This is a genomic window from Streptomyces sp. NBC_01429, from assembly GCF_036231945.1.
Taxonomy (GTDB): Bacteria; Actinomycetota; Actinomycetes; order Streptomycetales; family Streptomycetaceae; genus Streptomyces.
On record NZ_CP109599.1, the window covers coordinates 1,853,389 to 1,876,833 of the forward strand.

Here is a 23,445-nt window from a genome sequence, read left to right on the forward strand (position 1 = left end):
CCAACCAGGGGAGAGCGCGGGGCATCGTGTTCGACTTTCTTGATTCCGGGCAGTACGACCTGCTCGGCGCCTTCTGGGTGACGGTGCAGCTCACCCTCTACTCCGCAGTCGGTTCCCTCATATGGGGAACGCTGCTCGCCGGGATGCGGGTCAGTCCCGTGCCCCTTCTGCGTACCTTCGGTACCGGGTACGTCAACGTGGTCCGTAACACCCCGCTGACCCTGGTGCTGGTCGGCTGTTCACTGGGGCTCGGCCAGACCCTCCAGTTCACCCTCGGCGGCCAGGACTTCAAGTCCATCGGCTTCCGGCTCGCCGTTCTCGGGCTGGTCGCCTATACGAGCACCTTCGTCTGCGAGTCGATCCGCTCCGGTATCAACACCGTGCCGGTCGGCCAGGCGGAGGCGGCACGCGCCCTCGGGCTGAGCTTCCGCCAGGTACTGACGCTGATCATTCTTCCGCAGGCGTTCCGTTCCGTGGTGGCACCGCTCGCCAACGTACTGATCGCGCTGACCAAGAACACCACGGTGGCCGCCGCCATCGGTGTCGCGGAGGCCTCGGCGTTGATGAAGAAAATGATCGAGAACGAATCCAGCGCGCTCTTCGCGGTCTTCGCGGTCTTCGCCTTCGGATTCATCGTTCTCACCCTTCCCACCGGTCTGCTGCTGGGCTGGGTCAGCAAGCGAGTGGCGGTGAAGCGATGAGTGCGACGTCCGTTCTGTACGACGCCCCCGGGAAAGCCGCCAAGCGGCGCAATGTGATCTATACGGTCGTGTTCCTGGTCCTGTTCGCCCTGGCGGCCTGGTGGATCCTGTCCGTGATGGCCGACAAGAACCAGCTGGCGGCCGAGAAGTGGAGTCCGTTCGTCAAGGACTCCAAGGTGTGGACCACCTATCTGCTGCCGGGTCTCGGCGAGACGCTCAAGGCGGCGGCCCTCGCCATCGTGATCGCCCTGCCCCTCGGCGCGCTGCTCGGCATCGGCAGGCTCTCCGACCACGCGTGGGTCCGGGTACCGGTCGGCGCGGTGGTGGAGTTCTTCCGGGCCATCCCGGTCCTGATGATGATGATCTTCGCGAGTGCGCTGTACGTGCAGTTCAGCAATGTCTCGTCCGATCTGCGCCCGCTCTACGCGGTGGTGACGGGCCTCGTGCTGTACAACTCGTCGGTCATCGCCGAGGTCGTGCGCGCCGGGATCCTCACGCTGCCGCGCGGCCAGACCGACGCCGCGAAGGCGATCGGCATGCGCAAGGGCCAGACCATGGGGTACGTCCTGCTCCCGCAGGCTGTCACGGCGATGCTGCCGGCCCTGGTCAGCCAGCTGGTCGTGATCGTCAAGGACACCGCTCTGGGCGGTGCGGTGCTCGGATTCGCCGATCTTCTCTCGCAGAAGGACACGATCCCCGCCAATTACGGCGCGAACACCATCGCGACCATCGTCGTCCTCGCGCTGATCTACATCGCCCTCAACTTCGCGCTCACCAGTTTCGCGGGGTGGCTGGAGAAGCGGCTGCGCGGCAGCAAGAAGAGCACGGGCGCGGTGCTCGGGGCCGATGACGCGGATCAGGCCAACGCGCCGGGCGCCCCGGCGAACGCCAGCGGCGTCTGAGGCTGACGGGACTGGGGGTGTGCGCGCCGCGCTGAGCAGCGCTTGACGCGAGCACCCCCAGTGGGTTGCATACGTTCTGTGATCACGCACCGGGCTCCTACCGCCCTTGACCGTATGACCGCGCGGGCCGGAGGGGTCGTGCCGTGGACCCGGTGATCGTCGTCGGCGCGGGCCCCGTCGGGCTCGCGCTGGCGCTGGCCCTCGCCGCCCAGGACGTCCCTTCCGTCGTACTGGACGAAGGGGACGGTACGGACGATCCCCGTCCGGCCCGTACGGCCATACTGCGGCCCGACACCGCAGCCCTGGTGGCCCGGCTCGGCTGCACGACCCTCGGTGACGAGGGCACCCGCTGGGCCGGCTGGCGTCTGATGCGCCGCAAGCAGCTGATGCGCGAGCTGCCTCTCGGTGAGGCGGAAGGCGCCCCGACTCCCCTGCACATCCCGCAGCACGCCCTGTCGCGCGGGCTGCGCGAGGCCATCGCCGGACAGGATCTGGTGCGGCTGGTCACCGGCAGCCGGCTCGACTCGTTGGAGCAGAACGGCCGCTCGATCACCGCGCACACCCGTGGGACCGGTGCGGCCCGCTGGCAGGGCAGCCATCTGGTGGGCTGCGACGGCGCGCGGTCCACCGTCCGCAAACTGCTCGGCATCCGCTTCCCGGGGCGTACGGCGGTGGAGCGGCACGCCGTCGCCGCGCTCCGCGCCGATCTGCCCTGGCCGGGCGAGGCCCTGCTGCACCGGCAGCCGCCCTGGCGCGGGGGTGGCGAGGAGGTCTCCGCGCGGCCGCTCGCCGACGGCGTGTGGCGGCTGGACTGGCTCCTGCCCTCGCGTGGCGAGCTGGTGACGCCCGACGCGCTGGTGGCGCGGCTGCGGGACACCCTGGCCGGCTGGTGCGGGGAGACCCCTCCGTACGAGCTGCTCGACACCGGCGTCTACACGCTGCACCACCGGCTCGCCAGGCGCTGGCGCGCGGGCCGGGCGTTCCTGGCCGGGGACGCCGCCCATCTGCTCGGCGCGGTGGGTACCCAAGGGCTGGACGAAGGGCTGCGGGACGTCGGCAATCTGGCCTGGAAACTGGCCGAGGACTGGCACCACGTCGCGTCGGAGACGCTGCTCGACAGCTATCAGGCCGAGCGGCGCACCGCGGTCGCCGCGCGGCTGCGGGCGGCGGACCAGTCGTTGCCGATACTGCGGGGCGGCGGCGGGCTGCGCACGTACATGCCGGGAGCCACGCGCGGGCACGACACGCTGCTCGCCGACGGGCATCTGGGGCACGGACCATTGGGAGCACCACCGTCCTATCCGCACTCCCCCCTCGCGCCTCCGCGCGCCGAGGCGCAGACGGAGGTGAGTACGCCCCCCGGCGGGCCGGTCGTGAACGTACGGGTGACGGCGCCCGACGGGACGACCGTACGGCTCGGGGACCGGCTCGGGCAGGGGCGGCTGCTGGTGCTGCTGGTCGCGCCGGGCACCGGGGTGTGGGACCGGCGGCACTGGCTGACGGCGGGGGTCATGCCCCGGCTGGCCGCCGCCGTCACGGCCCTGCCGGTACAGGCGGAGCTGCTGGTCACCGAGGCGTATCCGGGGGCTTCCGCGCACAGCGTGCTGCTGGTACGACCGGACGGACATCTGGTGACGGCTTTCGGCGGGGTGCGCCCCGCCGACCTCTACGCGGCGGCGGACGCGGCGCGCGGAGGCGCTCCGTCCGCGCGCCCTGCGCAGGAGCGGCCGGAGGATTCGGCCGGGCGGGACGAGGAGGCCCGGCCGACGCGCGACCGCACTGCGAACATCAATTGACCCTCGCGGGCTCGCATGGTGTACTCCGAATTGTGACCGACACCGATGTGCGCCTGTGGCGGAGAGTCCATATGGACCTGCTCCGCTACGCGGGCTGCGTCTGTCGCCCGTCCTGCTGATTCGCCCTTCTTCTCCCCGTACCTGCCGCGCCGTGCTCGTGGCGGGTGCACGCTCGCGAACTTCTCAGGACGGTCACCATGTCTGTTCCCGTACGTACCTCCGCGCCCTCGTCCGCCCCGGCGACCGGCGCGGAACGCACCTCACCTCCCCAGGTCTCCGGGCCGACCCCCGCCGAACTGCTGGGCTTCGTCCGCAGGACCGCCGGGGACGCCGCGCTGGTCGCCTCCCTCCCCCTCGATCCGGAGGGCCGTACCTGGGTCCGGCTCGAAGGTCCCCGGGGCAGCGAGGCATGGCTGATCGGCTGGCCGCCCGGTACGGGCACCGGCTGGCACGATCACGGCGGCTCGCACGGCGCGTTCGCCACGGCGTCGGGCTCGCTGCGGGAGGACTCGCTGGCGGCCAGGCTGCCCACCGAGGGGTGGAAGACCCTGGAACTGGCGGAGGACGTCGACCGCGAGCGGCAGCTGTCGGCGGGCGAGGGCCGGGCGTTCGGCCGGCACCACGTGCACGAGGTCCGCAACGAGTCGACCGCCGAGCACGCGGTCTCCGTACACGCGTACTACCCGCCGCTGCCGCTGATGCGGCGCTACAGCCGCACGGGCGCGGTGCTCCGTCTTGAGCAGGTCGAGCGTCCCGAGGAGTGGCAGTGAGCGACGGGGCGACGTCGGATCAGTCAGGGCCGGACCAGCCGGGGACGGGCGTGGCAACCGAGCGGGTGGGCATAGACGAGCTGCTGGAACGGGTACGCGAGGACCTGGACCGCATAGGACCGCGCGAGGCGTTCGCCGCCGCCGGCGACGGTGCGCTGCTGGTGGACATCCGGTACGCGGCGCTGCGGGAGCGCGACGGGCTGATTCCGGGCGCCCTGGTCGTGGAGCGCAACGAGCTGGAGTGGCGGCTCGATCCGCAGGGCAGCCATCGCGCCCCTGAAGCCACCGGTCACGGACTGCGGGTGATAGTGATCTGCAACGAGGGGTACGCGTCCAGTCTCGCGGCGGCGTCCCTGCGTCAGCTGGGACTCGACCGTGCGACCGATCTGGTGGGCGGCTTCCAGGCATGGAAGGCGGCGGGACTGCCGGTCTCCCGGTAGCCCGTGGCGGAGGCGGCGCGGAGTGGCACCGGCGGCGGATCGGTCGGCGGGAGGCGGCCCGCGACCGGTCAGCTGAAATCCTCGTCCAGCCCCTCGGTGTCCTCCCCCTCCTCCTCCAGCGCCTGCCTGACCACGCGCAGCGCCATTCCCTCCGAGTAGCCCTTGCGGGCCAGCATTCCCGCGAGCCTGCGCAGCCGTTTGTCGCGCTCCAGGCCGCGGGTGGCCCGGAGCTTGCGGGCGATCAGCTCGCGCGCGGTCGCCTCCTCCTGGTCCGAGTCGAGCTGCCCGACCGCCTCGTCGATCAGTGAGGCGTCCACGCCTTTCGTACGCAGCTCCCGCGCGAGGGCTCGCCGGGCAAGGCCCCGGCCGTGGTGCCGGGACTCCACCCAGGCGTCCGCGAACGCCGCGTCGTTGATCAGCCCCACGTCCTCGAAGCGGGAGAGCACCTCCTCCGCGATCTCCTCGGGGATCTCCCGCTTCGCCAGCGCGTCCGCCAATTGTTTACGGGTGCGCGGGGTCCCGGTGAGCAGGCGCAGACAGATCGCCCGCGCCCGCTCCGCCGGATCCTGGGGCGACAGCTCCTGCTCGGCCCTCGACGAGTCGGAGCTGCCGCCCGGCTTTTCCGTCCGCCGCCTCTTCGTGTAAGGCACGGTCCCGGACTAGCTCTTGGCCGCTGCCGCCTTGGCCGACTTGGCCTTGGCGGCGGGGGCGGGCACCGACTTGGACGTGTCGTCGGCCGGGGCGGGACCACCCGCCGCGTCCGCGCCGGGCTCTCCTCCCGGAGTCTCCGGCCTGACGCCGATGCCCAGCTTCTCCAGGATCTTCTTCTCGATCTCATTGGCGAGATCGGGGTTGTCCTTGAGGAAGTTCCGGGCGTTCTCCTTGCCCTGGCCGAGCTGGTCGCCCTCGTACGTGTACCAGGCGCCGGCCTTGCGCACGAAGCCGTGCTCCACGCCCATGTCGATCAGACCGCCCTCGCGGCTGATGCCCTGGCCGTACAGGATGTCGAACTCGGCCTGCTTGAAGGGCGGCGCGACCTTGTTCTTGACGACCTTCACGCGGGTGCGGTTGCCAACGGCGTCGGTGCCGTCCTTCAGGGTCTCGATACGGCGGATGTCGAGGCGCACCGAGGCGTAGAACTTGAGCGCCCGGCCACCGGTCGTGGTCTCCGGCGAACCGAACATCACACCGATCTTCTCGCGGAGCTGGTTGATGAAGATCGCGGTGGTCTTGGACTGGTTGAGCGCGCTGGTGATCTTGCGGAGCGCCTGGCTCATCAGCCGCGCCTGGAGACCGACGTGCGAGTCGCCCATCTCGCCCTCGATCTCCGCGCGCGGCACCAGGGCCGCCACGGAGTCGATGACGATGAGGTCGAGTGCCCCGGAGCGGACCAGCATGTCCACGATTTCGAGCGCCTGCTCGCCGTTGTCCGGCTGGGACAGGAGCAGGTTGTCGATGTCGACGCCGAGCTTCTTCGCGTACTCGGGGTCGAGGGCGTGCTCGGCGTCCACGAAGGCCACCGAACCGCCGAGCCGCTGCGCGTTCGCCACGGCGTGCAGCGTCAGCGTCGTCTTGCCGGAGGACTCCGGGCCGTAGACCTCCACCACGCGTCCGCGCGGCAGGCCGCCGACGCCGAGCGCGACGTCGAGCGCGGTCGAGCCGGTGGGGATGACCTCAATGGGGTCGTTCGGCCGGTCACCGAGGCGCATCACCGCGCCCTTCCCGAATTGCCGTTCAATCTGTGCGAGAGCGGCGTCCAGCGCCTTCTCGCGGTCGGTTCCTGCCATGGGTTCCACCCGATTTGCTTGAGTCGATCGCTTCACGTCAGTGACGCTATCCCCTGCCACTGACAACGCGCCCCGACGCCCTCCCGGCCTGTGGAAAACCGGGCCGGTCCGTCCGGCCGGACCACGGCATCACACCACCGCGCCGACAGGCTCGGGAAACACCGTCCACCACCCCATAAGAATAGATGTTCGATTTTGGTGTCAAGCACGCTCGCGCCGCAGCGCGTGTCGCAGCCGCGTCAGCGGCGGAGTGCCGCCGAGTGGCCTGCGGCCCCCCACTCTCGCGTCGTCCATCACGTCGTACCGCTTCACGTACGCCCCGAGGAACGCCTGGAGCGTGGCGATCGCCGGGATCGCGATCAGCGCGCCGACTGCGCCCAGCAGCGCGGTCCCCGCGATGACCGATCCGAAGGCCACGGCCGGGTGGATGTCGACGGTCCTGGCGGTCAGCTTCGGCTGGAGCACGTAGTTCTCGAACTGCTGGTAGATCACCACGAACGCGAGCACCCACAGCGCGTACCAGGGATCCACGGTGAAGGCGATCAGCATCGGCAGGGCGCCCGCGAGATACGTGCCGATGGTCGGGATGAACTGGGAGACCAGCCCCACCCACACCGCGAGGGCCGGCGCGTAGGGCACGTCCAGGATCTCCAGCATGATGTAGTGCGCCACCCCGGAGATGAGCGCCATCAGCCCGCGGGAGTAGAGATAGCCGCCCGTCTTGTCGACCGCGATCTCCCAGGCGCGCAGCACCTCGGCCTGCCGGGCTGGCGGGAGTACGGAGCAGAGCCCGCGCCGCAGCCGGGGCCCGTCCGCCGCGAAGTAGAACGAGAACAGGAAGATCGTCAGCAGCCGGAACAGCCCGCCCAGGACGGTGGTGGAGACGTCGAGGACTCCGGTCGCGCTGTTCTGCACATATCTCTGCAGCCAGTCGGAGTGGAGCAGGCTGTCCTGGACAGCGACCCGGGACAGCTCCGTGTGGAAGGTCTCGTTGATCCAGTTGATCACCGAGTCGAGGTACTGCGGGAAGGAGTCGACCATGTCGAGGATCTGACCGGCCAGTATCGAACCGAGCATCAGGACGAAGCCGACGCTCGCGATCAGCACCGCGATGAAGACGATGAAAGTGGCGAGTCCACGCCGCATACCGCGATCCGCCATCCGGCTGACGGCGGGTTCGACCGCCAGCGCCAAGAAGAAGGCGATCAGTATGTTGATCAGCAATCCGATGAGCTGGTGGAATGCCCAACTGCCCAGCTGGAAACAGGCGAGGAGCGCCAGCGCGAGGATCATGGCACGCGGCAGCCAGCCGGGCATACGGCCGCGATCGCGGCGACCGCTCCCCCCGTCGGGCGGTGACGGCCGCGCCGCCGGAGGCGCCCCGGAAGCCGCCGGGGCTGTCCCGGACGGGGTGGCCTGCGGAGCGATCGCAGGGGAGGTCGGCGAGGGGACCGGCGGTTGTACGCCCGGTGCGGTGTTGTCAGTCGGTGCCACGGGCCCAGTGTGGCCTACCCCTGCGACACCGGTGTCCGGTGGGCGCGTCAGCGCTTCTCGGCCGGAATTCCCACGGCAGCGCAGACCGCGCGCCAGACGTCCTTCGTCTCCCAGCCGGAGTCGAGTGCCTCGTGCACCGTACGGCCGCCCAGTTCGGCCATCACATGGTCACGGGCGAAGGAGTCGGCGTAACCGGCGCCGAAGTGGTCCGCCATCCGTTCCCAGAAAATCGTCAACCGCATGCCACCAGTATCGCGCCCCTGAGAGTGCAGCAGGGCCCGTCCCCATTGCTCCCCGCCGTTTCCGGCCTACGGTCGGAACATGGCTGGCACCGAAGGATCCCCCGCGTCCCCCCTCGCCCGCGCCGAGCACTTCGTCTGGCTGACGGCACGCGTGCTCGAACAGCGACGGTTCGCCTACCACTTCCTCGGCCGGGAGGCGGGCGCGGACCACGGGAGGGAGGCGGTCGAGGCCGCGCTCACCGCGTACCGCGAGGAGGACGGGGGGTACGGGCACGGGCTCGAACCCGATCTGCGCGGCCCCGTCAGCCAGCCCCTCCACACGGCGCACGCGCTGCGGGTCCTGGACTCCATCGGCCGCTGCGACGGACTGCGGGTCGAGCGGATCTGCCGCTACCTCACCTCGGTGTCCACGCCCGAGGGCGCGCTGCCCGCCCTCCATCCCTCGCTGCGGGGCTATCCGCACGCGCCCTTCCTGCCGATCACCGACAACCCGCCGGGTGACCTCCTGGCGACGGGCCCGGTCGTCGGGCTGCTGCACCGCAACGAGGTCTGGCACGCCTGGCTGTTCCGGGCCACCGACTTCTGCTGGGCCGCCGTCGAGGCCCTGGAGGACTCGCATCCGTACGAGGTCGAGGCCGCGGTCGCGTTCCTGGACGGTGTCCCCGACCGCGCGCGGGCCGAGGCGGCGGCCGACCGGCTGGGCCGGCTGGTGCGGGAGCGCGGGCTGGCTGTGCTCGATCCGGCGCGCCTGGCCGACCACCCCGTGTCCCCGGGATACGCCCCGGGCGAGCTCCACTTCCCGCACGACTTCGCGCGCGTGCCCCACTCCCTGGCCCGGAGCTGGTTCACGGACGAGGAGATGGAACGGTCGCTCGACCTCCTCGCCGGCCGGCAGCACGAGGACGGCGGCTGGCCGGTGACCTGGCGCGAGTGGGCGCCGGGGACCGCGCTGGAGTCGCGGCCGATCGTGACCATCGAGGCGCTGCTGACCCTGCGGGCGTACGGCCGCGCCATCGGCTGACCGGTCCGGGACGCCCGCGCCAGGGTCCCGCACCGCCGGGCGTGGCCGTCGCGCCTCGGCGGGGAGGCGTTTCCCCAGGTCCGGGCGATTGTCAGTGCCCGGGTGCACGATGGGGGACATGGCACGTACCGCGCTCGACTCCTTCTCCCCCGCGACCCGCGGCTGGTTCACGGGGGCCTTCTCCGCGCCCACCCCGGCGCAGGAGGGGGCCTGGCGTGCCATCGAGGAGGGCTCGGACGTGCTGGTCGTGGCCCCGACCGGCTCGGGAAAGACGCTGGCCGCCTTCCTCGCCGCCCTGGACCGCCTCGCCTCAGCGCCGCCGCCCGCCGAGGCGAAGAAGCGCTGCCGCGTGCTGTACGTGTCGCCGCTCAAGGCCCTCGCCGTCGATGTGGAGCGCAATCTGCGCAGCCCGCTCACGGGAATCCGGCAGGAGTCGGTGCGGCGCGGGCTGCCCGAGCCAGAGGTGCGGGTGGGGATCCGCTCGGGCGACACCCCGGCCGCCGAGCGGCGCTCGATGGCCACCCGACCGCCGGACATCCTGATCACCACCCCCGAGTCGCTGTTCCTGATGCTCACGTCCTCGGCCAGGGACGCGCTCGCCGGGATCGAGACGGTGATCCTGGACGAGGTGCACGCCGTCGCGGGGACGAAGCGGGGCGCGCATCTGGCCCTTTCCCTGGAGCGGCTGGACGAGTTGCTGCCACGCCCGGCCCGCCGTATCGGGCTGTCGGCGACGGTGCGTCCGGTGGAGGAGGTGGCCCGCTATCTGTCCCCGCAGCGCAGGGTGGAGATCGTCCAGCCGCCCTCCGGCAAGGAATTCGACCTCTCGGTGGTCGTCCCGGTCGAGGATCTCGGCGAGCTGGGCGGCTCCCCGGCCTCCGACACGGGCGGCGCGGAGAAGCCGTCGATCTGGCCTCATGTGGAGGAGCGCATCGCCGATCTCGTCCAGGCGCACCGCTCCACGATCGTCTTCGCGAACTCCCGCAGACTGGCCGAGCGCCTGTGCAACCGGCTCAATGAGATCGCCTACGAACGCGCGACCGGCGAATCGATGCCGGAGGAACACTCCCCCGCCGAGGTCATGGCCCAGTCGGGCGCGGCCAGAGGCGCGCCGCCGCTGCTCGCCCGCGCGCACCACGGCTCGGTCTCCAAGGAGCAGCGCGCCCAGGTGGAGGAGGACCTCAAGGCGGGCCGGCTGCCCGCCGTCGTGGCCACGTCCAGTCTGGAGCTGGGGATCGACATGGGCGCGGTGGATCTGGTCATCCAGGTCGAGTCGCCTCCCTCGGTCGCCTCCGGCCTCCAGCGGGTCGGCCGGGCAGGCCACCAGGTGGGCGCGGTCTCCACCGGAGTGGTCTTCCCGAAGTACCGGGGCGATCTGGTGCAGGCCGCCGTGGTCACCGAGCGGATGCGCGGCGGGGAGATCGAAGCGCTGCGCGTGCCCGCCAATCCGCTGGACGTGCTGGCCCAGCAGCTGGTGGCCCTGGTCGCGCTCGACAGCAGACAGGCCGACGACCTGCTGGCCCTGGCCCGCCGCTCCGCCCCCTTCGCCGCGCTGCCCGAGTCCGCCTTCATCGCCGTACTGGACATGCTCGCCGGACGCTATCCCTCGGACGCCTTCGCCGAGCTGCGTCCGCGTGTGGTGTGGGACCGCGTCACCGGTACGGTCACGGGCCGTCCGGGCGCCCAGCGCCTCGCCGTCACCTCCGGCGGCACCATCCCCGACCGGGGCCTCTTCGGTGTCTTCCTCGCCGGGGCGGACCCCAAGAAGGGCGGCGGCCGGGTCGGTGAGCTGGACGAGGAGATGGTCTACGAATCCCGGGTCGGTGACGTCTTCACGCTCGGCACCTCGTCTTGGCGGATCGAGGACATCACCCGCGACCGCGTGCTGGTCTCCCCCGCCCCGGGCGCCCCCGGACGGCTGCCGTTCTGGAAGGGCGATCAGCTGGGCCGCCCCCTGGAGCTGGGGCGCGCCGTGGGCGCGTTCCTGCGCGAGATCGGCTCCCTCTCCGAGGAGGACGCCCGGCTGCGGCTGACGGCGGCGGGCCTGGACACCCTGGCCGCCGGCAATCTGCTCTCGTACCTCGATGAACAGCGCCGCTCCTGTGGTCACGTCCCCGACGACAGGACGATCCTGGTCGAGCGGTTCCGCGACGAGCTGGGCGACTGGCGGGTGGTGATCCATTCCCCGTTCGGAGCCCAGGTGCACGCCCCGTGGGCGCTGGCGCTCGGCGCCCGGCTCTCCGAGCGGTACGGCATGGACGCGCAGGTCATGCACGCCGACGACGGCATCGTGCTGCGTCTGCCCGACGCCGATCTGATGGGGTTCGACCTCGTCGACGACGAACAGGACCGCGGCAGTGCGGCCTTCGACAGCGAGCAGGCGCCCGTCGGGGCCGCGGACGTCGTGTTCGACGGGGGCGACGTCCGGGGGATCGTCACCGATCAGGTGGGCGGCTCCGCACTGTTCGCCTCCCGGTTCCGGGAGTGCGCCGCCCGGGCGCTGCTGCTGCCGCGCCGCAGCCCGGGCAAGCGCACGCCGCTGTGGCAGCAGCGCCAGCGCGCCGCCCAGCTCCTCCAGGTGGCCAGCGAGTTCGGCTCGTTCCCCATCGTGCTGGAGGCGGTGCGGGAGTGTCTTCAGGACGTCTTCGACGTCCCCGGTCTCACCGAGCTGATGGGGGACATCGAGTCCCGCCGGGTCCGGCTGGTCGAGGTCACGACGACGGAGCCCTCCCCGTTCGCCCGGTCGCTGCTCTTCGGCTATGTCGCCCAGTTCCTCTACGAGGGCGACTCCCCGCTCGCCGAGCGGCGGGCCGCCGCGCTGTCGCTGGACTCCCGGCTGCTGGCCGAGTTGCTCGGCCAGGCAGAGCTGCGGGAACTGCTCGATCCGGAGGTCCTCACCGAGCTGGAGAGCGAGCTCCAGTGGCGCACCGAGGACCGGCGCGTCAAGGACCTCGAAGGAGTCGCGGATCTGCTGCGGGTACTGGGTCCGCTCACCGACGCCGAGCTGGCCGAGCGCGGCGCGCTCGATTCCTGGGCGCGGGACCTCGCCTCGGCCCGCCGCGCCATCAGGGTGCGGATCGGCGGGGCCGATCACTGGGCGGCCGTCGAGGACGCGGGGCGGCTGCGTGACGCCCTGGGCACGGCGCTGCCGGTCGGCGTGCCCGAAGCCTTCACCGAACCGGTCAAAGACCCTCTGGGCGACCTCCTCGCCCGCTACGCCCGTACGCACGGCCCGTTCACCTCGTCCGCCGCCGCGGAGCGCTTCGGTCTCGGCTCCGCCGTCACGGACGGCACCCTCCAGCGGCTCGCCGCGAGCGGCCGGGTCGTCCAGGGCGAGTTCCACCCCTCCGGCATCGGCCAGGAGTGGTGCGACGCCACCGTGCTGCGCCGGCTGCGCAGGCGCTCCCTGGCGGCGCTGCGTCAGGAGCTGGAGCCGGTACCGCCCGCCGCGCTCGCCACCTTCCTCCCGCAGTGGCAGCATCTGGGCGGCAACAGCCTGCGCGGCATCGACGGACTCGCCCGCGCGATCGAGCAGTTGCAGGGGGCGCCCGTCCCCGCCTCGGCGCTGGAGAAGCTGGTCCTTCCGTCCCGTGTCTCCGGGTACACCCCCGCGCTGCTGGACGAGCTCACCACCACGGGCGAGGTCCTGTGGGCGGGCGCGGGCTCCCTGCCCGGCAAGGACGGCTGGGTGTCGCTGTATCTCGCGGACGCGGCGCCCCTGCTGCTCCCGCCCCCGCACCCCCTGGAGCAGACCGCCCTGCACGCATCCGTTCTGACCACGCTCTCGGGCGGCTACGGCCTGTTCTTCCGGCAGATCGCCGACCAGGTCCGCGCCACCACCCACCCCGACGCGACGGACCCGCTGCTGGCCGACGCCCTCTGGGACCTCGCCTGGTCGGGCCGGCTCACCAATGACACGCTGGCGCCGCTGCGCTCCCTGCTCGGCTCGGGCCGTACCGCGGGCGCCACCGCCCACCGCGCCCGGCGGACGGTGCCGCGCGGGCGGTACGGGACGCTGACGGCCGCGGCCAGACCCGCTTCCCGCACGGGCCCGCCCACGGTCAGCGGTCGCTGGTCGCTGCTCCCCGCCCCGGAGCCCGATCCCACGCACCGCGCCCACGCGCTCGCCCGCACGCTTCTGGACCGGCACGGCGTGGTGACCCGGGGCGCCGTCACGGCCGAGGGGGTGGCGGGCGGCTTCTCCGCGACGTACCGGGTGCTGTCCGCGTTCGAGGACAGCGGGCAGGCCCGCCGCGGCTATGTCGTGGAGGGCCTGGGCGCCGCCCAGTTCGCGATGGACGGCGCGGTCGACCGGCTGCGCGCGGCGGCGACCGCCCGCGACCGCGCACCGTCGTCTCCCACGCCGCACGCCGTGGTCCTGGCCGCCGCCGACCCGGCCAACGCGTACGGGGCGGCGCTCCCCTGGCCGGAGGCACCGAACGGCGCCGGGCACAAACCGGGCCGCAAGGCCGGTTCGCTGGTCGTCCTGGTCGACGGCGAACTGACGCTCTACATGGAGCGCGGCGGCAAGACGCTGCTGGCGTGGCCCACGGACCCGGAGGACCCCGCCCTGCGCGCCGCGACCGAGGCCCTGGCGGGCGCGGCCCGCGCCGGGGCCCTCGGCACCGTCACCGTGGAGCGGGCCAACGGTGTGCCCGCCCTGACCGCTCCGCTGGGACGCGCCCTTGAGGCGGCCGGGTTCCACGCCACCCCCCGGGGGCTGCGTCTGCGCCCCTGAGTCCCCGCCACCACCGCGGGAGAGCCCCGCGCCGCCCCGCGCCCCCTCGCACCACGAGCACACAGCCCCGGCCCGCCGTCCGTCACGCATCATGGGAGACATGCCCGAAGGAGACACCGTCTGGCAGACCGCCCGCCGCCTGCACACCGCGCTCGCCGGACAGCGGCTGACCCGCTCGGAGCTGCGCGTCCCCCGGTTCGCGACCGCCGATCTCACGGGCCGCACCGTGCTGGACGTCACCCCGCGCGGCAAGCACCTGCTCACCCGCGTCGAGGGCGGTCTCACGCTCCACTCGCACCTGCGCATGGACGGTTCCTGGAAGGTGTACGAGCCGGGTGAACGCTGGCGCGGCGGCGCGGCCCATCAGATCCGGGCCATCCTCGGTACGGCCGAACGCACCGCGGTCGGCTACCGCCTCCCCGTACTGGAGCTGCTGCGCACCAGCGAGGAGGAAAGGGTTGTCGGCCACCTCGGCCCCGATCTGCTCGGACCCGGCTGGGACCCGGCCACCGCCCTGCGCAACCTTCTGACGGATCCGTCCCGCTCTCTCGGGGAGGCCCTGCTCGATCAGCGCAATCTCGCCGGAGTCGGCAACATCTTCAAGTCCGAGACCTGCTTCCTGGTCCGCGCGACCCCCTGGCTGCCCGTCGGCGGTCTCCCCGCGCCCGAGCGCCTGGTGGCCGCGGCCAAGGCGGTGCTGGAGGCGAACCGGAACCGGCCCGGCGGGGCGCGGCGACTGTACGTGTACGGCCGCGCCGGCAGCCCCTGCCCCCGGTGCCGCGCCGGGATCCGTACGGCCGACCAGGACGGGCGCCCCACCTATTGGTGCCCCGTCTGTCAGTCGGGGCCCAGTCCTTGACGGCTCGCTGACGGCTCATCGGCCCGGGCCCCGGCCGGCCGCCGTGAGGCCGCGACATGGACGGGCAGCAGGCTGAGCCCCCAGCCGCCCGCCGCCACCGCACCTTCCACCAGGCCGGTGTGCTCGGGCTCCAGCACGAGTCGCAGCACCGCCCACCACCACACGCCGCCCAGTGCGAGCGCGGACAGCAGCGTCCATCGCCGTGCCATGGCTGCCTCCTCCGGCCGACGCGCTGGATGAGTGAGTCCGGGGTCCCGCCCGCGGGACCCGAAGCCCCGCCGACGGGGAGGGTGACAGGGAGGGGACGGCCGACGCTACTTCAGACTCGCTCATCCGGCCCGGCACGATCACCCACACGGAGGGCGCATCGGATGCACGCTCCGGCGCGCGGGAACGTACGAGGCGTACCCACACGGGCCCCAGCGCCCGGTTGAGCGCCCGCCCCGTCCCGCCCCCGCCCGTTTCGGGCGCCCCGTATCAGGCGCTCTCCGCCTGGAACATCCAGGCGTGCTTCTCGAGGTCCGCGGCCACCTGGATCAGCACATCCTGCGTCACCGGGTCCGGCGCGTCCGTCACCTCGATCCGCTCACGCATCCTGGTGATCACCGCGCCGAGCGCGTCCACCAGGATCCGTACCGCGTCCACGTCCTTGATCCAGCCGTTGGGCACGGGCCCGATCGCACTCGTCCCCGCCACGGTCGCGGCCCGCCCGTCCGGCGTCACGCCCATGGCGGAGGCCCGCTCCGCGACGGTGTCCGAGTGCTGTCGCGCCGTGGTCACGACCTCGTCGAGCTGGAGGTGCACGGACCGGAAGCGCGGCCCGACGATGTTCCAGTGGACCTGCTTGGCCACCAGCGAGAGGTCGACCAGATCGACCAGCGCGCCTTGGAGCGCCTCGCCGACCAGCTTCAGATTCTCCTCGGACAGGGAACTCTTCACGACAGACATGCAGGATCCTCCAGTTCCGTTTTCTTCCGTCTCAGCTCTTTTCTCAGCTCACTTCTCAGTTCCCACCATGGCACAAATGCGACAAAGCGGTCTCCTGAAGGGAGAACAAAAGCCCCGGTCGGTACGGGTACCAACCGGGGCTCTCGGCAAACCTTTTGAACTGAGCGCAGTCAGGCGGCGACGACATCCACCGCTTCCGCAGGCGCTTTGATGGTCACCCGTTCCGTCGGCACTCCGGCCACCGACGTCACAGAGACGGAATTGAGCATGGGGCGTACTGGCGCAGACAGCGGCTCGTTCGCCGCCGCCGACGCGGCCAGCTCCGCCAACGACAGTTCGTCGCTCACTTCACGCATGAGCTCGGACATCCGTACGTCAAGCGCGTCGCAGATCGCGGAGAGCAGTTCGGAGGATGCCTCCTTCTGCCCCCGCTCCACCTCGGAGAGATAGCCGAGCGAGACTCGGGCGGACGAGGAGACTTCGCGCAGAGTACGGCCCTGGCGCTGGCGCTGCCGACGCAGCACGTCACCAAGCAGGCGACGGAGCAGAATCATCGGTGGCTCCCTCCTCGGACCGCGTAGCCGCATCCTTCACGCCCCACCGTACCGCCTCGCGCCGCGGCCGTGCGGGGAGTGATGTCGTGTTCACTCAGGGCTGTAAACATCAATTCCCCCCGTTCTGTTCCGTATCCTGTGCCCGCCCGTTTCCGGACAGTTCGCTGAGGAGTAGCCCGAGCACGCTCCGTACACTCTCTTTACGGATGTCCGCCCGGTCGCCGTTCAACCGCAGCGCGACCACTTTCCCGGCGCCCAGCGGCCCGGCGACCGCGACGTACACGGTGCCGACCGGCTGTCCGTCCTGCGGATCGGGGCCCGCCACCCCGGTGGTCGCCGCGCCCCAGGAGGCGTCGAGCAGCCGCCGTACGCCGGCCGCCATCTGGCGCGCGACCTCGGGATCCACCGCACCGCGCTCCCCCAGAAGGGTCCCGTCGACGCCGAGTACGTCCCGCTTGAGATCGGTCGCGTACGCCGTGACGGACCCGCGGAAGGTACGGGAGGCACCGGGGACGGCCGTCAGCTCCGCGGCCACCAGACCGCCGGTGAGGGACTCCGCGACGGCCAGCGTCCCACCGCGCTCGTCCAGCGCGGCCAGCACGGCGGCCGCACCGGCCGCCCCGCTCTCCCCCGTCTCCGGCCCGGCCGGGCCCCTCACGGCGCGGACCCCGCCTCGGCCCGCTCGGCCGCGAGCCCCTGGCGCCGCAGCACGATCGCCTGGCGCACGTAATCGAGGCCGGTGACGACCGTCAGGACGACGGCGACGGCCATCGTCCAGAAGCGCAGCGTGGCCAGCGGCCCGGTCAGCGCGAGCACGTACATGCCCACGGCCGTGCCCTGGGCCAGCGTCTTCATCTTGCCGCCGCGGCTGGCGGGGATCACTCCGTGTCTGATCACCCAGAACCGCATCAGGGTGATGCCGAGTTCACGGAAAAGGATGACCCCGGTCACCCACCACGGCAGATCGCCGAGCGCGGACAGACAGACCAGCGCCGCACCCATGATCGCCTTGTCCGCGATCGGGTCGGCGATCTTCCCGAAGTCGGTGACCAGGTTGTACGTACGGGCCAGATGTCCGTCGAAGATGTCCGTGATCATGGCGACGGCGAACGCGGCCCACGCCCAGGCGCGCCAGACGGGGTCGAAACCGCCGTCCTGGAGCAGCAGCAGGACGAAGCAGGGCACGAGCACCAGCCGCACCATGGTGAGGATGTTGGCGATGTTCCACAGGCTGGCCTGATTGACCGCCGCCGCCCCCAGCTTGCCACCGGGCGCCGGTTTACGGCCGGGCCCCGGATTGCCGCCGGGCGCCGGCTTGCCCCCGGAGCCGCCCGTCACGGGCGTCGCACCGGTGCCGCCCGCCGCGGACGCCGGCACTCCGGTCATCTGGCCGCCTCCTCGCCCGGGGTCCGCGGCTCGTCCCCCGGCAGCTCGTAGCACTCGGCCACCAGGTCCACGCCCTCGGTGCCGATCACCTTCGCCCCGACGATACGGCCCGGACGCAGGCCCTCGCGCGAGGTGAAGATCACTTGGCCGTCCGTCTCGGGGGCCTGGTGCGCCGCCCGGCCCACCGCGGCCTCGCCGTCGGCGCCGTCCGGGTCGATGGACTCGACGAGCACCTCAAGGCTCTCACCGAGCCGTTCCTCGGCCCGCTGCGCGGTCAGTTCCTCGGCCAGCCGCGACAGATGGGCCAACCGCTCGGCGACGACGTCCTCGTCCAGCTTGCCGTCGTAGGTCGCCGCCTCGGTGCCGTCCTCGTCCGAGTACCCGAAGACGCCGATGGCGTCGAGCCGGGCACCGGTGAGGAAGCGTTCCAGCTCGGCGAAGTCCGCTTCGGTCTCCCCGGGGAAACCGACGATGAAGTTGGAGCGCACTCCGGCCTGCGGCGCCTTGCCCCGGATGGTCTCCAGCAGCTCCAGGAAGCGGTCGGTGTCCCCGAAGCGCCGCATCGAGCGCAGCACACTCGGCGCCGAGTGCTGGAAGGACAGGTCGAAGTACGGCGCGACCTTCGGCGTCGAGGTCAGGACGTCGATCAGCCCCGGCCGCATCTCGGCGGGCTGGAGGTAGCTGACGCGTACCCGCTCGATCCCGTCGACGGCCGCCAGCTCGGGCAGCAGTGTCTCCAGCAGCCGGATGTCGCCGAGGTCCTTGCCGTACGACGTGTTGTTCTCGGAGACGAGCATGACCTCCTTGACGCCCTGCTCGGCCAGCCAGCGCGTCTCACCGAGCACGTCGGAGGGGCGCCGGGAGATGAAGGAGCCGCGGAAGGAGGGGATGGCGCAGAAGGAGCAGCGCCGGTCGCAGCCGGAGGCGAGCTTCACGGAGGCGACGGGGCTGGTGTCGAGGCGCCGCCGCAGGGGCGCGCGCGGTCCGGAGGCCGGGGCGATCCCGTCCGGCAGGTCGGCGGGGGCGGGGGCCACCTCGTCGAGGGTCTGCGCGTGGCCGGGCAGTGCCACGTCGGCGCCCTGCCGCTCGACCGGGCTGAGGGGCAGCAGCTTCCGGCGGTCGCGCGGGGTGTGCGAGGCGTGGACGCCGCCGTTCAGAATGGTCTGGAGCCGGTCGGAGATGTCGGCGTAGTCGTCGAAGCCGAGCACACCGTCCGCCTCGGGCAGCGCCTCGGCGAGCTCCTTGCCGTAGCGCTCGGCCATGCAGCCGACGGCCACCACGGCCTGGGTTCTGCCCTGATCCTTGAGATCGTTGGCTTCCAGCAGGGCGTCGACGGAGTCCTTCTTCGCGGCCTCGACGAATCCGCAGGTGTTGACGACGGCGACATCCGCCCCGGAGGCGTCCTGGACGAGCTCCCAGCCGTCCGCTGCCAAGCGGCCTGCAAGCTCCTCCGAGTCCACCTCGTTACGGGCGCAGCCAAGAGTGACAAGGGCGACGGTACGGCGTTCGGGCATGGGCTCAAGACTACTTTGTCCCGGCCCCGCCCCTGCCGTGCAGGGTGCTCAGCCCGCCTCGGGGTCACCCTGCGTGTACGAAAGACGCTCGACCTGGCCGGACTGGAACTCGTCCTGGACCTTCTTGCCGTTGACGTACAGCTCGATCGCGCCCGCGTTTCCGAGGATCAGATCGATCTGCTCATCGTCCTGGAAGGTCTTGGAATCACCCTTGAGCAGGATTCCGTCGAACAGCAGTCGGCCGTTGTGCGCCTTGGCGGAGATCCAGCTCTTGTCGTCCATGGCCGACAGCTTCACCGTGACCTTGTCGCGCGGCGCCGCAGCGATCGCGCTGTCGGACGGCTCGGGCTTGGGCTCGGTCTTCTTGGTCGCGCTGGGCTTGACCTCGCTCTTCTCGGGCTTGGGGCCCTCGGCGACCTCTTTGGTCTTCGTCGCGTCGCCGCCACCGTTGAACAGGGTGAAGCCGACGAAGCCGACCACGGCGACGATCGCGGCCACCATGGCGGCGGTCCAGTTGGGACGGCGCCGTTCGGGCCTGATCCGCTCGGCTTCGAACATCGGCGCGGCGGGAGTCGGCGCGGGACGCCCTCCGCGCTCGGAGTCGAACTGCTCGATGAGGGGCTCGGGGTCGAGTCCCACCTCGCGGGCGAGCATCCGGATGTGCCCGCGGGCGTAGACGTCGCCGCCGCAGCGCGAGAAGTCGTCCTGTTCGATCGCGTGCACGATGGGGATGCGCACCCGGGTGGAGCCGCTGATCTCGTCGACCGTCAGATGCGCCGCGACACGCGCTTGCCGAAGCACGTGGCCGATCGAAGGCCGTTCGTCTTCAGGAGGGTTGCCGCCGGGCTGCTGACCGTCGGGAACCTGGTCGTCGGGGGCGTTGCCGTCTGGGGATTTGCCGTCGGAAGAGTTGCCGATGGACACGGGGGCGCCTTTCGAGCGTGTAGCCACCTGCTGGAGGTTCAGTCTCAGTCTATGGGTGGTACGAAAGGGTGGGGCAACCGGGCGGATGCACTTTGTACGCCATCAGAAGGGCCGGACGGCGCGAGGGGGGAACACGATGCTTTTCCCCTCTCCAACTTGACGCCCGGCCAAGGGAAACGGTTGCCCTCCGCGTTCCCCCGAAATCCGGGAAGATTCCCCCTTACGGCGTTACTCCTCCGGCGAGTCGCCGGACGTCCCGTTTCCCTGGGGGTTTCCCGCTGGCGACGACCGAGTGGAGCCGCCCCGCGGTCCCGGTGCGGCTCCCTCCGGATCAGGCCGGGCTCTCCCCCCGGATCACGCCGAGCACCCCGTCGAGTTCGTCCGCCTTGACGAGCACGTCGCGGGCCTTGGACCCCTCGCTCGGCCCCACGATGTTCCTCGATTCCATGAGGTCCATCAGCCGGCCCGCCTTGGCGAATCCGACGCGCAGCTTCCGCTGGAGCATCGAGGTGGAGCCGAACTGGGTGGAGACGACCAGTTCGACGGCCTGGCAGAGCAGATCGAGGTCGTCGCCGATGTCCTCGTCGATCTCCTTCTTCTTCGCCGTACCGACCACGACGTCGTCGCGGAAGACCGGCGTCATCTGGTCCTTGCAGTGCTGGACGACCGCCTGGATCTCGTCCTCGGTGACGAAGGCGCCCTGCATGCGGGTCGGCTTGTTCGCTCCCATCGGGAGGAACAGACCGTCCCCCTTGCCGATCAGTTTCTCCGCGCCCGGCTGGTCGAGGATGACCCGGCTGTCCGCCAGTGAGGACGTCGCGAAGGCGAGCCGCGACGGTACGTTCGCCTTGATCAGCCCGGTGACCACGTCGACCGAGGGCCGCTGGGTGGCGAGCACCAGATGGATGCCGGCGGCCCGGGCCAACTGGGTGATACGGACGATGGCGTCCTCGACGTCACGCGGCGCGACCATCATCAGGTCCGCCAGCTCGTCCACGATGACCAGCAGATACGGATACGGGGACAGCTCGCGCTCGCTGCCCTCGGGCACCTTGACCTTGCCGGCGCGCACGGCCTTGTTGAAGTCGTCGATGTGCCGGAATCCGTAGGCCGCCAGGTCGTCGTAGCGCAGATCCATCTCGCGCACGACCCACTGGAGCGCCTCGGCGGCCCGCTTGGGGTTGGTGATGATCGGTGTGATCAGGTGCGGGATGCCCTCGTAGGCGGTCAGCTCGACCCGCTTGGGGTCCACGAGGACCATCCGGACGTCCTCCGGGGTGGCCCTGACCATCACCGAGGTGATCAGGCAGTTGATGCAGGACGACTTTCCGGAGCCGGTCGCTCCCGCCACCAGCAGGTGGGGCATCTTCGCGAGATTGGCCATCTCGTAGCCGCCCTCGACGTCCTTGCCGAGCGCCACCAGCATCGGATGGTCGTCCTCGGCGGCGTCCGCGAGGCGCAGCACATCGCCGAGGTTGACCATCTCCCGGTCGGTGTTGGGGATCTCGATGCCGACCGCGGACTTGCCGGGGATCGGGGAGATGATCCGTACGTCGGGGCTGGCGACGGCGTACGCGATGTTCTTGGTGAGCGCGGTGATCCGCTCGACCTTCACGGCCGGGCCCAGCTCCACCTCGTACCGCGTGACCGTGGGGCCCCGGGTGAAGCCGGTGACGGCCGCGTCGACCTTGAACTCCTGGAAGACATTGCTGAGCGAGGCGACGACGGCGTCGTTGGCGGCGCTGCGCGTCTTGCCGGGGCCGCCGCGCTCCAGCAGGTCCAGCGAGGGCAGTGAGTACGTGATGTCGCCGCTGAGCTGGAGCTGCTCGGCCCGCGCCGGGAGCGGCTTGTCCTGTGCGGGGGTCGGCTTGGTCAGGTCAGCGACGGGAGCGGCCCCGGGGCGGGCGCCGGCGGGCCTGGACCGCTCCTCGCGCGCCGCCGGTACGGGCGCGGAGCGCTCCACGTCGCTCTCGTCCGCCGCCGGCCGGTCGGCCCGCTCCCCGGGGCGCTGTCCCGGCTTGCGCGTACGGTCCACGGAGACGCCCTGCGTGAGGTCCGCGACGATCGGCGAGGGCGGCATCCCGTTGAGCACGGCACCGTCCAGCGCCGCAGCCGCGGCCGCCGCCACATCCACCGCGTCCATGGAGCGGTCCATGGACGGCTGCACGGAGGGCCGGCGCGGCCTGCGCCGCTTGGCGAGCGCCTCGGACTCGGCCCGGTCCGCGTCGTACTCCTGCGGCGGGCCACCGCGCCGGGCGGGCGAGCGGCGCGCGCCGGCCCCGGGCAGCGCCTGGCGCCACTGCTCGTCGTAGCGCTCGTCGTCGTCGTACGGCCCGTCGTCGTACCGCTCGTCGTAGCCGTCGTCGTCGAACCGGCCGCGCTCATGGGCGGGTTCGACGATCCCGAGTTTGACGCCGAGCTGCCGAAGCCGGCGGGGAATGGCGTTGACGGGGGTCGCGGTGACGACCAGCAGACCGAAGATCGTGAGCAGCAGGAGCAGGGGTACGGCGAGCACCTCGCCGGTGGTGAAGATCAGCGGCATGGACGCGGCCCAGCCGATGAGCCCGCCCGCGTCCTGCATCGCGGCGGTGCCCTCGCCGCGTCCCGGGGCGCCGCAGGCGATGTGGACCAGCCCGAGGACACCGACGATCAGCGCGGAGAGGCCGATGACGATCCGGCCGTTGGCGTCGGGTTTCTCGGGATAGAGGATCAGCCGTACGGCGACGACGCCCAGCAGTATCGGTACGAGCAGATCGAGGCGTCCGAAGGCGCCGGTGATCAGCATCTCGACCAGATCACCGACCGGGCCGTGCAGATTCGACCAGGTGCCCGCCGCGATGACCAGGGCGATGCCGAGCAGCAGGAGCGCCACACCGTCCTTGCGGTGCGCCGGGTCGAGGCCCTTGGCGCCGCGCCCTATGCCCCGGAACATCGCGCCCACTCCGTGTGCCGCCCCGAGCCATACGGCGCGGACCACGCGGTACACGCCCCCGGTGGGGGACGGCGCGGGCCTGGGTGCCGGTTTGGCGGCGGCCTTCTTCGCGGGGGCCTTCCTTGCCGGAGCCTTCTTCGTGGGCGCCGTCTTCTTCGCCGCTGTCTTCTTGGCGGGCGCCGCCTTCGCGGCGCCGGTCGTACGGCCGGCCCGCGGCTTCGCGGTGCCCGCCGTGCCCTGGGAGCCATTGCCGGACGTACGTGAGGCCATGGTGGTGAGGTTACCGGTGTGAACGGCTGGGGACACGTGTGACTACCGCTTCACCCGTTCGTGTCGCCCGCGACTCGGCGGGAAACTGACGCGGCTTCACGCGGGCCGAGCCGGCCGGGCCGCCGACGGCGACAGGACCGGGAACGGGGCCCTCTCGCCGGGCCGCC

At 71.6% G+C, this 23,445-nt stretch carries 21 protein-coding genes; 9 read left to right on the forward strand and 12 right to left on the reverse strand.

Annotated elements, in window-relative coordinates; translation table 11 throughout:
- Positions 1-26: 26 nt before the first annotated feature.
- From OG627_RS07590 to OG627_RS07615, 6 genes are all read left to right on the forward strand, one after another.
- The gene (locus tag OG627_RS07590) at positions 27-701 is read left to right on the forward strand and encodes an amino acid ABC transporter permease (protein WP_329062730.1); all 675 of its coding nucleotides are present in this window, start codon (positions 27-29) and stop codon (positions 699-701) included.
- Complete coding sequence (locus OG627_RS07595) at positions 698-1,603, forward strand: amino acid ABC transporter permease (protein ID WP_329062731.1); 906 nt, start codon at positions 698-700, stop codon at positions 1,601-1,603. The genes OG627_RS07590 and OG627_RS07595 overlap by 4 nt, the downstream gene beginning before the upstream one ends.
- A gap of 143 nt (positions 1,604-1,746) precedes the next feature.
- Complete coding sequence (locus tag OG627_RS07600) at positions 1,747-3,399, forward strand: FAD-dependent monooxygenase (protein ID WP_329062732.1); 1,653 nt, start codon at positions 1,747-1,749, stop codon at positions 3,397-3,399.
- Positions 3,400-3,446: 47 nt separating this feature from the next.
- The gene (locus tag OG627_RS07605) at positions 3,447-3,518 is read left to right on the forward strand and encodes a putative leader peptide (RefSeq protein WP_310851512.1); all 72 of its coding nucleotides are present in this window, start codon (positions 3,447-3,449) and stop codon (positions 3,516-3,518) included.
- A gap of 78 nt (positions 3,519-3,596) precedes the next feature.
- Positions 3,597-4,169, forward strand: a complete 573-nt coding sequence (locus tag OG627_RS07610; RefSeq protein WP_329062733.1) for a cysteine dioxygenase — start codon at positions 3,597-3,599, stop codon at positions 4,167-4,169.
- 50 nt (positions 4,170-4,219) lie between these two features.
- A complete protein-coding gene (locus OG627_RS07615; RefSeq protein WP_329062734.1) occupies positions 4,220-4,609 on the forward strand; it encodes a rhodanese-like domain-containing protein in 390 nt (129 codons plus the stop codon).
- 68 nt (positions 4,610-4,677) lie between these two features.
- Here OG627_RS07615 and recX read toward each other — a convergent pair whose 3' ends face one another.
- The 4 genes from recX to OG627_RS07635 all read right to left on the reverse strand — a co-directional run bounded on the left by recX (position 4,678) and on the right by OG627_RS07635 (position 8,132).
- Entirely contained in the window at positions 4,678-5,259 is a 582-nt protein-coding gene (gene recX / locus OG627_RS07620) for a recombination regulator RecX (RefSeq protein WP_329062735.1), read from the reverse strand.
- 9 nt (positions 5,260-5,268) lie between these two features.
- Positions 5,269-6,396, reverse strand: a complete 1,128-nt coding sequence (gene recA / locus OG627_RS07625) for a recombinase RecA (protein ID WP_329062736.1) — start codon at positions 6,394-6,396, stop codon at positions 5,269-5,271.
- Between the two features lie 201 nt (positions 6,397-6,597).
- The gene (locus tag OG627_RS07630; protein WP_329062737.1) at positions 6,598-7,713 is read right to left on the reverse strand and encodes an AI-2E family transporter; all 1,116 of its coding nucleotides are present in this window, start codon (positions 7,711-7,713) and stop codon (positions 6,598-6,600) included.
- 224 nt (positions 7,714-7,937) lie between these two features.
- The gene (locus tag OG627_RS07635) at positions 7,938-8,132 is read right to left on the reverse strand and encodes a DUF3046 domain-containing protein (protein ID WP_329062738.1); all 195 of its coding nucleotides are present in this window, start codon (positions 8,130-8,132) and stop codon (positions 7,938-7,940) included.
- Positions 8,133-8,211: 79 nt separating this feature from the next.
- Between OG627_RS07635 and OG627_RS07640 the strand changes: the two genes are divergently transcribed.
- The 3 genes from OG627_RS07640 to OG627_RS07650 all read left to right on the forward strand — a co-directional run bounded on the left by OG627_RS07640 (position 8,212) and on the right by OG627_RS07650 (position 14,750).
- Positions 8,212-9,153, forward strand: coding sequence for a hypothetical protein (locus tag OG627_RS07640; protein ID WP_329062739.1), 942 nt, complete (start codon positions 8,212-8,214; stop codon positions 9,151-9,153).
- Positions 9,154-9,271: 118 nt separating this feature from the next.
- Positions 9,272-13,891, forward strand: a complete 4,620-nt coding sequence (locus OG627_RS07645) for an ATP-dependent helicase (protein ID WP_329062740.1) — start codon at positions 9,272-9,274, stop codon at positions 13,889-13,891.
- Positions 13,892-13,991: 100 nt separating this feature from the next.
- Positions 13,992-14,750 carry an Fpg/Nei family DNA glycosylase gene (locus OG627_RS07650; RefSeq protein ID WP_329062741.1) on the forward strand — a complete coding sequence of 253 codons (759 nt, stop codon included), beginning with the start codon at positions 13,992-13,994 and terminating at the stop codon, positions 14,748-14,750.
- Here the strand turns inward: OG627_RS07650 and OG627_RS07655 are convergent.
- The 8 genes from OG627_RS07655 to OG627_RS07690 all read right to left on the reverse strand — a co-directional run bounded on the left by OG627_RS07655 (position 14,729) and on the right by OG627_RS07690 (position 23,278).
- Entirely contained in the window at positions 14,729-14,959 is a 231-nt protein-coding gene (locus OG627_RS07655; RefSeq protein ID WP_329062742.1) for a hypothetical protein, read from the reverse strand. The two genes, OG627_RS07650 and OG627_RS07655, sit on opposite strands and share 22 nt — an antisense overlap.
- A 268-nt stretch (positions 14,960-15,227) precedes the next feature.
- Complete coding sequence (locus tag OG627_RS07660) at positions 15,228-15,698, reverse strand: Dps family protein (protein WP_329062743.1); 471 nt, start codon at positions 15,696-15,698, stop codon at positions 15,228-15,230.
- 170 nt (positions 15,699-15,868) lie between these two features.
- Complete coding sequence (locus OG627_RS07665) at positions 15,869-16,252, reverse strand: helix-turn-helix domain-containing protein (RefSeq protein ID WP_114662598.1); 384 nt, start codon at positions 16,250-16,252, stop codon at positions 15,869-15,871.
- A 109-nt stretch (positions 16,253-16,361) separates the two neighbouring features.
- Positions 16,362-16,910 carry a CinA family protein gene (locus OG627_RS07670; protein WP_443073430.1) on the reverse strand — a complete coding sequence of 183 codons (549 nt, stop codon included), beginning with the start codon at positions 16,908-16,910 and terminating at the stop codon, positions 16,362-16,364.
- On the reverse strand, positions 16,907-17,638 hold the full coding sequence (pgsA, locus tag OG627_RS07675; protein WP_329062744.1) for a CDP-diacylglycerol--glycerol-3-phosphate 3-phosphatidyltransferase: 732 nt from the start codon (positions 17,636-17,638) through the stop codon (positions 16,907-16,909). The genes OG627_RS07670 and pgsA overlap by 4 nt, the downstream gene beginning before the upstream one ends.
- Positions 17,635-19,152: a 30S ribosomal protein S12 methylthiotransferase RimO gene (rimO, locus tag OG627_RS07680; protein ID WP_329062745.1), complete on the reverse strand. Its 1,518-nt coding sequence runs from the start codon at positions 19,150-19,152 to the stop codon at positions 17,635-17,637. The genes pgsA and rimO overlap by 4 nt, the downstream gene beginning before the upstream one ends.
- Positions 19,153-19,200: 48 nt before the next feature.
- Positions 19,201-19,953 carry a helix-turn-helix domain-containing protein gene (locus OG627_RS07685; RefSeq protein WP_329062746.1) on the reverse strand — a complete coding sequence of 251 codons (753 nt, stop codon included), beginning with the start codon at positions 19,951-19,953 and terminating at the stop codon, positions 19,201-19,203.
- A gap of 454 nt (positions 19,954-20,407) precedes the next feature.
- The gene (locus OG627_RS07690) at positions 20,408-23,278 is read right to left on the reverse strand and encodes a DNA translocase FtsK (protein ID WP_329062747.1); all 2,871 of its coding nucleotides are present in this window, start codon (positions 23,276-23,278) and stop codon (positions 20,408-20,410) included.
- Between the last annotated feature and the right edge of the window lie 167 nt (positions 23,279-23,445).